This window comes from Bacillus sp. FSL E2-8900 (assembly GCF_037966225.1).
Taxonomy (GTDB): Bacteria; Bacillota; Bacilli; order Bacillales; family Bacillaceae_G; genus Bacillus_A; species Bacillus_A cereus.
Genome location: NZ_CP150193.1, coordinates 4,081,015 through 4,093,282, shown reverse-complemented (window position 1 = coordinate 4,093,282; position 12,268 = coordinate 4,081,015). Strand labels below are relative to the sequence as shown.

Sequence of the window (12,268 nt, the reverse complement as noted above, 5' to 3'; positions counted from 1 at the left end):
AAGAGGGGCTTTATGAACACGATAAAAGTTAAAGAAGCATTAAATCGATTTTTTTTAGAAGATATAGGGGAAAGAGATGTAACATCTCAGCTTATTTTTCCAGATAACTTGCTTTCGAAAGGAACGTTTCTTGCGAAGGATACAGGGGTCTTTGCAGGACGTTTAGTAATTGAATCGGGATTTAAATTAATTGATGAGAGAATTGAAGTAGAGCTTTATAAAAAAGATGGGGACCTTGTAGAAAAAGGCGAAATCATTGCAACTGTGCAAGGTCCAATTGCATCGTTATTAACAGCAGAGCGCGTTATATTAAATGTTATTCAGCGTATGAGCGGAATAGCGACGATGACGCGTAAAGCGGTTCTTGCTTTAGATAGCAGTCATACTCGCATTTGTGATACGCGAAAAACGATGCCAGGACTACGTATGTTTGATAAGCATGCAGTCGTGTGCGGCGGTGGATTTAATCATCGCTTCGGTTTATATGATGGTGTCATGATTAAAGACAATCATATTGCGTTTGCTGGTTCTATTACAAAAGCTGTTACATCAGTGAAAGAGAAGTTAGGACATATGGTGAAAGTAGAAGTAGAAACAGAAACTGAGGAACAGGTGAGAGAGGCTGTTGCTGCTGGTGCTGATATTATTATGTTCGATAATCGCACGCCAGATGAAATCCGGGAGTTTTCAAAAATTGTACCAAGTGCTATCGTTACAGAAGCTTCAGGGGGCATCACAATTGAAGATTTACCGAAATACGGAAAAACAGGGGTGGATTATATTTCACTTGGAGCGTTAACACATTCAGTAAAAGCACTTGATATTAGTTTCAATATTGAAGGATAAGGAAAATGGCTTAGAGGGGAGAAACATATATGAGTATTTTAGAACAAGTACAGCCAATTGAAACGATGTTACCAGAGCGTTATTACACGATGTCAACGGAAGATATGGAAAAGCGTGTTCGTGAAATTAAAGAGAAAATGGGGAAAATGTTATTCATTCCAGGGCATCATTATCAAAAAGATGAAGTGGTACAATTTTCAGATGCAGCAGGGGATTCACTTCAGCTTGCGCAAGTTGCAGCGAGCAATAAAGACGCAAAATATATTGTGTTTTGCGGGGTGCACTTTATGGCGGAAACAGCAGATATGTTAACGACAGATGATCAAGTTGTCATCTTACCAGATATGCGTGCAGGTTGTTCGATGGCGGATATGGCAGATATTGAACAAACAGAAAGAGCATGGAAAGAGCTCACGAAATTATTTGGAGATACGATGATTCCGTTAACATATGTGAACTCTACAGCTGCAATTAAAGCGTTTTGTGGTCGTAACGGAGGAGCAACAGTAACATCTTCTAATGCAAAGCAAATGGTATCTTGGGCGTTTACTCAAAAAGAACGTCTTGTCTTTTTACCAGACCAACATTTAGGGAGAAATACAGCGTACGATTTAGGTATCCCGTTAGATAAAATGGCAGTATGGGACCCACACACAGATTCATTAGAGTACGATGGGGATATAGAAGAAATTCAAGTAATTTTATGGAAAGGGCATTGTTCTGTTCATCAAAATTTTACAGTGAAGAACATTGAGAGCGTACGAAAAAATCATCCTGATATGAATATTATTGTACATCCAGAATGTTGCTATGAAGTTGTAGCTGCTTCAGATTATGCAGGCTCAACGAAATATATTATTGATATGATTGAATCAGCGCCATCTGGTAGCAAATGGGCGATTGGTACAGAAATGAATTTAGTGAACCGAATTATTCAGCAACATCCAGATAAAGAAATTGTTTCACTTAATCCATTTATGTGTCCGTGCTTAACGATGAACCGAATTGATCTGCCTCACTTATTATGGGCACTTGAAACGATAGAAAGAGGAGAAGAAATTAACGTTATTAGCGTAGATAAACAAGTAACGACAGAAGCGGTTTTTGCATTAAATCGTATGTTAGAGCGTGTGTAAAGCAACGGTATTCCCGTTGCTTTTTTTCATACATATAATCATAACGGGAACGAAATGGGCATACATTGTTTTGAAGAAATCATTGTGGTTCTTTATGCTTATTCCGCTTCGAATGATATTGAAAATCGAAGAAGTGATAAAAGTGAAAAGAAGTTAATGTTATTTAGAAAGAGTTACTTCATGAGATTTGTTACTTATAGATAAGTTATACAGGAGGGGGAAAATTTGAAAATTCATATCGTGCAAAAAGGGGATACCCTTTGGAAAATTGCGAAAAAGTACGGAGTGGATTTTGACACGTTGAAAAAAACAAATACACAACTTAGTAATCCAGATTTAATTATGCCAGGTATGAAAATTAAAGTGCCATCCAAGAGTGTTCACATGAAACAACAGGCTGGAGCAGGTTCAGCGCCTCCAAAGCAATACGTAAAAGAAGTGCAGCAAAAAGAATTTGCAGCAACACCAACTCCGCTTGGAATAGAAGATGAAGAAGAAGTTACGTATCAATCAGCACCAATTACACAGCAGCCAGCTATGCAACAAACACAAAAAGAAGTGCAAGTAAAACCGCAGAAGGAGATGCAGGTAAAGCCGCAAAAAGAAGTACAAGTGAAACCACAGAAGGAGATACAGGTAAAGCCGCAAAAAGAGGTACAGGTGAAACCGCAAAAAGAAGTGCAAAAAGAACAGCCAATTCAAAAAGAAAAACCAGTTGAAAAACCGTCTGTTATTCAAAAACCACCTGTGATAGAAAAACAAAAACCGGCGGAAAAAGAAAACACGAAGTTTTCGGTAAATGTATTACCGCAGCCGCCACAACCACCAATAAAACCGAAAAAAGAATATAAAATTTCAGATGTAATAAAAAAAGGAAGCGAGTTAATTGCTCCTCAAATTAGTAAAATGAAACCTAACAATATCATTTCTCCGCAAACGAAAAAAAACAATATAGTATCGCCGCAAGTGAAGAAAGAAAATGTAGGAAATATAGTATCGCCGCAAGTGAAGAAAGAAAATGTAGGAAATATAGTATTGCCGCAAGTGAAGAAAGAAAATGTAGGAAATATAGTATCGCCGCAAGTGAAGAAAGAAAATGTAGGGAATATAATATCGCCACAAGTAAAGAAAGAAAATGTAGGAAATATAGTATCGCCTCAGGTGAAGAAAGAAAATGTAGGGAATATAGTGTCACCACAAGTGAAGAAAGAGAATGTAGGGAATATAGTATCGCCAAATGTATCGAAAGAAAATGTAGTTATTCCACAAGTCATACCGCCAAATATTCAAATGCCAAATATTCAAATGCCAATCATGGATAACAACCAGCCACCGAATATAATGCCAATTATGGATAACAACCAGCCACCGAATATAATGCCAATTATGGATAACAACCAGCCGCCGAATATGATGCCGATTATGGATAACAATCAAATGCCGAATATGATGCCAATCATGGATAACAATCAAATGCCGAATATGATGCCAATCATGGATAACAATCAAATGCTGAATATGATGCCGATTATGGATAACAATCAAATGCCGAATATGATGCCGATTATGGATAACAATCAAATGCCGAATATAATGCCAATTATGGATAACAATCAAATGCCGAATATAATGCCAATTATGGATAACAATCAAATGCCGAATATGATGCCAATCATGGATAACAATCAACCACCCAATATGATGCCCTATCAAATGCCGTATCAACAGCCCATGATGCCGCCGAATCCGTATTATCAACAACCAAATCCATATCAAATGCCATATCAGCAAGGAGCGCCGTTTGGACCGCAATATACGTCTATGCCAAACCCGAATATGATGCCAATGGATAATAATATGCCACCGCTTGTGCAGGGTGAGGAAGATTGTGGATGCGGAGGAGAAAGTAGACTATATAGTCCACAACCAGGCGGTCCGCAATATGCGAATCCTTTATATTATCAACCAACTCAGTCTGCATATGCACCACACCCAGGAACGATGTATTATCAACCAGATCCACCGAATGTATTTGGAGAGCCCGTTTCAGAAGAAGAGGACGAAGAAGAAGTTTAAAAAGGCGGGAGTATTCCCGCCTTTTTTGCATTCCTGTTAATTAAGAAAATGAAGTTTTTTTATGAAGTGCTAGAAAATTCCTAGTGAAATATTAACAGTGTAAAAACCTTCTCGGTTACTCATCATAAGAGGGAGCTTTTCAGTAGAGAAGCTCATTCTAACAGAGGGGGTTTTTGTATTGAATACGAAAGTAAAAGTGATTGCTGCTTCTTTGTTAGTTACCAGTGCATTAGCTGCATGTGGTACACCGAAAGATAACAATGCAATGGATGGACGTAACTACAATTACGAGCGTACATCTTATAATGATACACACCAGTATCGTGATAATGTGACACGTAATGATCGTTATACAGATTATGTAACATATAGAAATGGTCGTAACGATACAGGATACAATTATTATCGAGATGTAAATTACAATGGACAAATTGCTAATCCGCATCCAACTCGTAATATTACAATGAACAATTCATACATTAACAATGATGGTAAAACAGCTGAAAGAATAACAAATCGTGTGAAACGTATGAATAACGTAGACCGTGTGTCTACAGTTGTATATGGAAACGATGTAGCGATTGCGGTAAAACCACGTAACACAGTGACAAATGAAACGGCGATGGCGAACGAAATTCGTCAAGCGGTTTCAAATGAAGTTGGAAACAGAAACGTATATGTTTCTGTAAGAAATGATATGTTTACTCGTGTCGATGCAATGAGTACGCGTCTACGTAACGGTACAGTTACAAACGATTTTAATCGTGACATAGTGAATATGTTCCGAGACATTCGTTACGGTTTAACTGGTACAGTGCGATAACAAAACAAAAGAGGAAGGGATAGCCCTTCCTCTTTATTCATCGTTGTCTTGTAAGCGACGTTTTTTAATAAAATAACTAACGGAATAAGAAACTAAAAAGCATATGAAAAGAATACTACCTGTTAAAATAGCTTCAAACAGTGGTCTTTCTGGACTGAAAATAATATAAATAATAGCCGTAACGATTCCTACAATAAGGGAGTGGAAGACAAGTTTGTAATAAGGAGTTAACTGTATTTCCTTTTCGCCTTCTTCTATATCGATTGAAACACTTAACTGTAAATAAGCAAGTAAAATACTTGTAAACATAAATAATAGCCACAATGGAGATTTCGTAATTTGATCCATTCCTTCAGTGAATCCGATGTAGCTTAAAATTCCAATTATACCAAGTGACTGAAAAAGAAAGGCGATACGCACGTTTTTTAATGTTTGCAGAATGAGACGTTCATCCTTTATTTTTTTCATAATATCCATCTCCTGTTTTATGATGATTTCGCTGTTACATTAATTGTAACATATATGTTGCAATTATCAATTTATAATTTACATATTGTTCGTTTGGATAACAGAGGAAATAAAATATTTTTATAAACATGTTGCACTTATACTTTATTAATGTTATATTAGCAAAGCGATGAGCTAATTTACGTAAGACGAGAGATATGCTTAAGTGCTAAACACGCGAATGTGGTCGCCTGGTCTCTCGCCGTAAACGCATCAAGACGCCTGCTTTGCAGGCGTCTTTCATTTTATATAAAAGTAAATGATACATACAGATGAGGTAAATCCTAATCTGTATTTTTTATTTTTCGAAAGAAATGTAATGTGGATAAAACCCCCATTTCCGGAAAAACTACTAATGAAAGTTTGATTTTGCCTAAAAGAGGTGAACGGAAATGAAATGGATACTGATTGCGATGCAAGCTTTCGTTATGATGTTTTGTTTCGTTTATGAAACGAATGTGAAGGCGGAAGGGCCAGTACCAGAAGTAACGAAAAAAGAACCTGAGGTTACAATTTTATTAGAGCGTATGTATGTTGATGGCGAAGTAAGCGAAGAAATACTTACAGAAAAAGTGACGGATTTAGAAAAGTTTTTACAGCAGTATAAAGAATGGCAGCTCGTTGATCGTGATGATGTACAAATTGTATTGCAAAAGAAAGTTGATGATATTTCTCCGTTATTGAAAACGAGCGGGTATTTTGGTGTTTCAGAGGAAGGGATATTACAAATTTTCAAAGGTGTACCGAAAAGTGATAATGCGATCCATTCTTTCTTTCAAATTGATATGAAAAAGCTTGAGAGCTATGAACGTGCGAAATTGAAACGTGGCATTCGTATTAAATCAAAAGAAGGTTTTGTGAAGACGATTGAAAAAATGAAGCAATACGCAGTTCAAAGTAAGAAAAAAAGCAGCTCATGGTGAGCTGCTTTTTTTTTCTTATTTGTTTTTAGCTAAAATTTCTTTTGCGATTTCATCAATTAGCATATCTTTTCCGATTGGATTGAATGCTTTCGTATTGAAGACTTCATTTGATACTTCATATACGTGATTATTTTTAACTGCTTTATTGTCTTTCCAAACGGCACTGTTTTTGTAGTCTTCGTAAACTTTATCAGCTTCGCCGCCGAAGTTTACAATAAACATTTGGTCAGGCTGGAATGCAACTAAACCTTCTAGTGATACTTGCGCCATCGTTTGTTTTAAATCCGTACCTTTTGTTGCTGGAAGTTTTAAGTCATTAAAGATGATGTCACCGTATCCGAAGCTACCGTATACACGGAAGTTTTGTGGTGTAACTGCAACGAACATAAAGTTCTCATCTTTTGTTTTCTCTTTAATTTTTTTAGATAAAGAGTCTGCTTTCTTATCGTAGTCTGCAATCCATTTGTCTGCTTTCTTCTCTTCGTCAAATAGCTTACCTACTTCTTTAAACTTACCACGCCAGTCTTCTAAGTTTGTTTCTAGAACAACTGTAGGTGCAACCTTTTCTAGTTGATCATAAATTTTTAATTGACGGTTGTTTAAAATAATTAAGTCTGGTTTTAAAGCAGTAACAGCTTCTAAATCAACTTTAGGTGCCCAGTACCAACCTACTGCTTTTACTCCATCTAACTTGTCTGTTAAGTGATTTTGGATTTTATCTTTATATGTATTTGCTGTACCAACAGGTTTGTGTCCAAGAAGTAATAGTTCTTCTGTTGATCCAGATAAGTCAACAATTCTCTTTGGATTTACTGGAATTGTAGCTTCACCTTTAGCATGTTTTACAACTTTTGTTTTCGGTTGTTCTTTTGCCTTCGATTCTTCTTTTTGAGAAGAACAGCCAACGATAGAAAGAACAACGAGCATAATAGTAAATAAAATAAATAGCTTACGTTTCATCCTGATGTAACCCCTTTAATTAGTATTGATAATCATTATCGACTTCTGTATATTAAGGTGCTTTAACCTTTCTGTCAATGGAAAATAACAGAAGTTTCAAGTGGAGAACATTTGTTGGGGTAGTCTCGCTTTTCTATCATTAAATATGTTAAAATGGAATACATGATTTAAGAGGGAGAGATCGTATTTTGTTTGAATATGTTACAGGTTACGTGGAGTATGTAGGGCCGGAATATGTCGTAATTGATCATAATGGAATTGGTTATCAAATTTTCACACCGAATCCGTATGTATTTCAAAGAAGTAAGCAAGAAATCCGTGTCTATACATATCATTATGTAAGAGAAGATATTATGGCACTTTACGGGTTTAAAACACGTGAAGAGCGTTTATTATTTACAAAGTTGTTAGGCGTGTCTGGCATTGGGCCAAAAGGAGCTCTTGCAATTTTAGCTTCTGGTCAAACAGGACAGGTCGTTCAAGCGATTGAGCATGAAGATGAGAAGTTTTTAGTGAAATTCCCAGGCGTCGGAAAGAAAACAGCACGCCAAATGATTTTAGATTTAAAAGGAAAACTAGCAGATGTCGTACCAGATGCATTTGTTGATTTATTCTCAGACACAGAACGTTTTGATGAGAAGAAAGGTTCATCAGCTGAGCTTGATGAGGCACTGGAAGCTCTGCGCGCACTTGGATACGCAGAACGCGAAGTTTCTCGTGTTGTACCAGAGTTATTAAAAGAATCATTAACGACGGATCAGTATATTAAAAAGGCACTTAGTCTTTTACTAAATGGTAAGAGGTGAGTATAATGGACGAACGTCTCCTTTCAGGGGAATCTGCATATGAAGATGCGGATTTAGAATATTCATTACGGCCACAGACGCTCCGTCAGTATATTGGCCAAGATAAAGCAAAACATAATTTAGAAGTATTTATTGAAGCGGCGAAAATGCGTGAAGAAACGTTAGATCACGTGCTTTTATATGGACCACCAGGTCTTGGTAAAACGACGCTTGCGAATATTATTGCCAATGAGATGGGCGTTAATGTTAGAACAACTTCAGGTCCCGCAATTGAAAGACCAGGAGATTTAGCTGCTGTATTAACAGCGCTTCAGCCAGGGGATGTATTATTTATTGATGAAATTCATCGTTTGCATAGATCAATTGAAGAAGTATTGTATCCTGCGATGGAAGACTTTTGCCTTGATATTGTAATTGGAAAAGGGCCTTCAGCACGTTCTGTACGCCTAGATTTACCGCCATTTACATTAGTTGGAGCAACAACACGTGCTGGAGCATTATCGGCACCGCTTCGTGACCGCTTCGGTGTACTTTCAAGGTTAGAGTACTACACAGTAGATCAGCTTTCTGCGATTGTTGAACGTACAGCAGAAGTATTTGAAGTTGAAATCGATTCGTTAGCTGCATTAGAAATTGCAAGACGTGCTCGTGGTACACCTCGTATTGCGAATCGTCTTTTAAGACGTGTACGTGATTTCGCGCAAGTTCGTGGTAACGGAACGGTTACGATGGAAATTACACAAATGGCATTAGAGCTACTGCAAGTAGATAAATTAGGTCTAGATCATATTGATCATAAATTACTGCTTGGTATTATTGAGAAATTCCGTGGCGGTCCAGTTGGATTAGAAACGGTTTCAGCAACAATTGGAGAAGAATCTCATACGATTGAAGATGTGTATGAGCCGTATTTATTACAAATTGGTTTTTTACAACGAACGCCAAGGGGCCGAATTGTAACGCCGCTTGCGTATGAACATTTCGGAATGGAGATACCAAAAGTATGACGGAGATGCCAAAGCTGCTTATTACAGCCGGGATCTTACTCATCGTTGTTGGATTAGCTTGGAAGTTCATTGGAAGGCTTCCAGGCGATATTTTTGTGAAAAAAGGAAACGTTACCTTTTATTTTCCTATCATTACATGTATTGTGTTAAGTATTGTATTATCTTTTATTATGTATATAATAAATCGATTTAAATAAGAAATAGGTGGATATAGCTATGGATATAAATCTGTTTGATTTTCATTTACCAGAAGAACTTATTGCACAAGTCCCGTTAGAAGAGCGTGAAACATCAAGATTAATGGTGTTAGACCGTGAAACAGGTGATATTGAGCATAAACATTTTACGGATATTCTTTCTTACTTACATGAGGGGGATTGCTTAGTTTTAAATGAAACGAAAGTTATGCCTGCTCGTTTGCACGGTGTGAAAGAAGATACAGGCGCGCACATTGAAGTACTTCTTTTAAAACAAGAAGAAGGTGATAAGTGGGAAACGCTTGTAAAGCCAGCGAAACGTGTAAAAGAAGGAACTGTTATCTCTTTTGGCGAAGGGAAATTAAAAGCAACTTGCACAGGAACTGCAGATCAAGGTGGACGTCAGCTTGAATTTTCATATGACGGCATCTTCTATGAAATTTTAGATGAACTTGGGGAAATGCCACTTCCTCCATATATTAAAGAGACGCTAGAAGATCGCGATCGCTATCAAACAGTATATGCGAAAGAAATCGGTTCAGCAGCAGCGCCGACTGCGGGACTTCACTTTACAGAAGAGTTACTTGAGAAGTTAAAGCAAAAAGGCGTTCAGTTAGCATTCATTACACTTCACGTAGGACTTGGAACATTTAGACCAGTTTCTGCAGACACGATTGAAGAACACCATATGCACGCAGAATATTATCATATGTCTGAAGAGACAGCGGCATTATTAAATCGTGTGAAAGAGAATGGTGGACGTATTATTACTGTAGGTACGACATCAACTCGTACGTTAGAAACAATTGCAACAGATCATGAAGGTAAGCTTTGCGCCGCTTCTGGATGGACAGATATTTTCATGTATCCGGGATATGAATTTAAAGCAATTGATGGTTTAATTACAAACTTCCATTTACCGAAATCAACATTAATTATGCTTGTAAGTGCATTTGCAAATAGAGATAATGTACTTCATGCTTATAATGAAGCAGTAAAAGAAAAATATCGTTTCTTTAGCTTCGGTGATGCAATGTTCGTTGCATCTCACGCTAAAATGAGAAACAAATAAAAGGAGTAAGTTATGACAGCAATTCGTTATGAATTTATTAAGACATGTAAACAAACGGGTGCCCGTTTAGGTCGTGTGCATACGCCGCACGGTTCATTTGATACACCAACATTTATGCCAGTTGGTACACTTGCAACAGTTAAGACAATGTCACCAGAAGAATTAAAAGCAATGGATTCTGGCATTATTTTAAGTAATACGTATCATTTATGGCTACGTCCAGGTCATGAAATTATTCGTGAAGCAGGCGGCTTGCATAAATTTATGAACTGGGATCGTGCAATCTTAACAGACTCTGGTGGTTTCCAAGTATTCAGTTTAAGTGACTTCCGTCGTATTGAAGAGGAAGGCGTTCACTTCCGTAATCACTTAAATGGAGATAAATTATTCTTATCACCAGAAAAAGCGATGGAAATCCAAAATGCATTAGGTTCAGATATTATGATGGCATTTGATGAGTGTCCACCATTCCCGGCTACTTTTGAATATATGAAGAAATCTGTAGAGCGTACGAGCCGCTGGGCAGAACGCTGCTTAAAAGCGCATGAACGTCCGCAAGATCAAGGTTTATTCGGTATTGTACAGGGCGGGGAGTACGAAGAACTTCGTCGTCAAAGTGCGAAAGATCTTGTTTCAATGGACTTCCCTGGTTACGCTGTAGGTGGTTTATCTGTTGGTGAACCGAAAGATATTATGAACCGTGTTCTTGAGTTTACAACACCACTTCTTCCAGATAATAAGCCTCGTTACTTAATGGGTGTAGGTTCTCCTGACTCGTTAATCGATGGCGCAATTCGTGGTATTGATATGTTTGACTGTGTACTTCCAACTCGTATCGCTCGAAATGGTACATGTATGACAAGTGAAGGTCGCCTTGTTGTAAAAAATGCGAAATTCGCAAGAGACTTCGGTCCGCTTGATCCAAACTGTGATTGCTACACATGTAAAAACTACTCACGTGCGTACATTCGTCACTTAATGAAATGTGATGAAACGTTCGGAATTCGTTTAACGTCTTATCACAACCTTCATTTTCTGTTAAACTTAATGGAGCAGGTGAGACAAGCTATTCGTGAAGACCGTCTTGGCGATTTCCGCGAAGAGTTCTTTGAACAGTATGGCTTTAATAAACCGAATGCTAAAAACTTCTAATACATAATTTAAAAGGAGGAACAAAAGATGAATGCAGGTATGATGAATATCGTTATGATCGTTGCGATGTTTGCGATTTTCTATTTCTTATTAATTCGCCCGCAACAAAAACGTCAAAAAGCAGTTGCTCAAATGCAAAGTGAGTTAGCAAAAGGTGATGCTATCGTAACAATCGGTGGTTTACACGGTACAATCGAATCAGTAGATGAGACAAAAATCGTTATTAAATCTGGTGGTTCACACTTAACTTTCGATCGCAATGCGATTCGTGAAGTTGTGAAAAACTAATGTGGAAGGCCCTGCATGAAATGTGCAGGGCCTTTTTTAGTTACTTTGCTTTGACATATTTACACCGAAAATACCACCGAGTGTACTCGCCCCCATTAATGCTAATTGATAAAGTAATTGTGAGTTCGATAAAGTTTGAGAAAAGCCTAAATAGTTAACTAAAAAAACGAGTATAGTGAACGTGAGACCTGTTGTGAGACCTACTAGCCAACCTTTTCCTTGAGCCTTTTTGCCGGCAGTAAATCCAGACATAAGCATAGATAAAAGAGCGAGTATAAAAATAGTAACGGTTAATGTCCCTTCGTTTATATTCGTAAACTTTAATAAAAGAGCCATAATCATGCTAGTAATAGATGCGAGAATTAGTAGTGTAACAATACCGAAGCCAATTGCAGTTGATAATTTTTTCGTTCCATCCATTTATGCATTCCCCCTTTTTAATACAAGCATATTTTCCTTTTGTCTAAGTTAGACT

The 12,268-nt window shown here is 37.4% G+C and carries 14 protein-coding genes; 11 read left to right on the top strand and 3 right to left on the bottom strand.

Annotation, left to right across the window (positions count from 1 at the left end):
* Nucleotides 1-12: 12 nt before the first annotated feature.
* The 4 genes from nadC (at nt 13) to NST90_RS20940 (ending at nt 4,881) form a co-directional block, all read left to right on the top strand.
* A complete protein-coding gene (gene nadC / locus NST90_RS20955) occupies nt 13-846 on the top strand; it encodes a carboxylating nicotinate-nucleotide diphosphorylase (RefSeq protein ID WP_025710187.1) in 834 nt (277 codons plus the stop codon).
* Between the two features lie 29 nt (nt 847-875).
* Nucleotides 876-1,982, top strand: a complete 1,107-nt coding sequence (gene nadA, locus NST90_RS20950) for a quinolinate synthase NadA (RefSeq protein WP_006927543.1) — start codon at nt 876-878, stop codon at nt 1,980-1,982.
* A gap of 225 nt (nt 1,983-2,207) precedes the next feature.
* Nucleotides 2,208-4,058, top strand: a complete 1,851-nt coding sequence (exsA, locus tag NST90_RS20945; RefSeq protein ID WP_339200569.1) for a spore coat assembly protein ExsA — start codon at nt 2,208-2,210, stop codon at nt 4,056-4,058.
* 178 nt (nt 4,059-4,236) lie between these two features.
* Nucleotides 4,237-4,881, top strand: coding sequence for a YhcN/YlaJ family sporulation lipoprotein (locus NST90_RS20940; RefSeq protein WP_001093537.1), 645 nt, complete (start codon nt 4,237-4,239; stop codon nt 4,879-4,881).
* Nucleotides 4,882-4,914: 33 nt separating this feature from the next.
* Here NST90_RS20940 and NST90_RS20935 read toward each other — a convergent pair whose 3' ends face one another.
* Entirely contained in the window at nt 4,915-5,349 is a 435-nt protein-coding gene (locus NST90_RS20935) for a branched-chain amino acid ABC transporter substrate-binding protein (RefSeq protein ID WP_025710400.1), read from the bottom strand.
* Between the two features lie 431 nt (nt 5,350-5,780).
* Here NST90_RS20935 and NST90_RS20930 point away from each other — a divergent pair, with 431 nt between their 5' ends.
* Nucleotides 5,781-6,311 (top strand): BofC C-terminal domain-containing protein, encoded by a 531-nt coding sequence (locus NST90_RS20930; protein ID WP_000871175.1) that lies wholly within the window; start codon nt 5,781-5,783, stop codon nt 6,309-6,311.
* 15 nt (nt 6,312-6,326) lie between these two features.
* On the opposite strand, the gene NST90_RS20925 is transcribed toward NST90_RS20930, so the two are convergent.
* Complete coding sequence (locus NST90_RS20925) at nt 6,327-7,271, bottom strand: iron-hydroxamate ABC transporter substrate-binding protein (protein WP_000823606.1); 945 nt, start codon at nt 7,269-7,271, stop codon at nt 6,327-6,329.
* A 188-nt stretch (nt 7,272-7,459) separates the two neighbouring features.
* Here NST90_RS20925 and ruvA point away from each other — a divergent pair, with 188 nt between their 5' ends.
* Genes ruvA through yajC form a run of 6 tightly spaced genes read left to right on the top strand, consistent with a single transcriptional unit; the run spans nt 7,460 to nt 11,793 of the window.
* Nucleotides 7,460-8,077, top strand: a complete 618-nt coding sequence (ruvA, locus tag NST90_RS20920) for a Holliday junction DNA helicase RuvA (protein WP_000464511.1) — start codon at nt 7,460-7,462, stop codon at nt 8,075-8,077.
* 5 nt (nt 8,078-8,082) lie between these two features.
* Nucleotides 8,083-9,084, top strand: a complete 1,002-nt coding sequence (gene ruvB / locus NST90_RS20915; protein ID WP_000344449.1) for a Holliday junction branch migration DNA helicase RuvB — start codon at nt 8,083-8,085, stop codon at nt 9,082-9,084.
* Nucleotides 9,081-9,281 carry a DUF2905 domain-containing protein gene (locus NST90_RS20910; protein ID WP_000138162.1) on the top strand — a complete coding sequence of 67 codons (201 nt, stop codon included), beginning with the start codon at nt 9,081-9,083 and terminating at the stop codon, nt 9,279-9,281. Before ruvB ends, NST90_RS20910 begins: the two co-directional genes overlap by 4 nt.
* 19 nt (nt 9,282-9,300) lie before the next feature.
* Nucleotides 9,301-10,353: a tRNA preQ1(34) S-adenosylmethionine ribosyltransferase-isomerase QueA gene (queA, locus tag NST90_RS20905; protein ID WP_000354034.1), complete on the top strand. Its 1,053-nt coding sequence runs from the start codon at nt 9,301-9,303 to the stop codon at nt 10,351-10,353.
* A 12-nt stretch (nt 10,354-10,365) separates the two neighbouring features.
* Nucleotides 10,366-11,505 carry a tRNA guanosine(34) transglycosylase Tgt gene (gene tgt / locus NST90_RS20900; protein WP_000125365.1) on the top strand — a complete coding sequence of 380 codons (1,140 nt, stop codon included), beginning with the start codon at nt 10,366-10,368 and terminating at the stop codon, nt 11,503-11,505.
* A 27-nt stretch (nt 11,506-11,532) separates the two neighbouring features.
* Nucleotides 11,533-11,793 (top strand): preprotein translocase subunit YajC, encoded by a 261-nt coding sequence (gene yajC, locus NST90_RS20895; RefSeq protein WP_000991115.1) that lies wholly within the window; start codon nt 11,533-11,535, stop codon nt 11,791-11,793.
* 36 nt (nt 11,794-11,829) lie between these two features.
* On the opposite strand, the gene NST90_RS20890 is transcribed toward yajC, so the two are convergent.
* Nucleotides 11,830-12,213 (bottom strand): TIGR04086 family membrane protein, encoded by a 384-nt coding sequence (locus NST90_RS20890; RefSeq protein ID WP_000349150.1) that lies wholly within the window; start codon nt 12,211-12,213, stop codon nt 11,830-11,832.
* Nucleotides 12,214-12,268 lie beyond the last annotated feature (55 nt).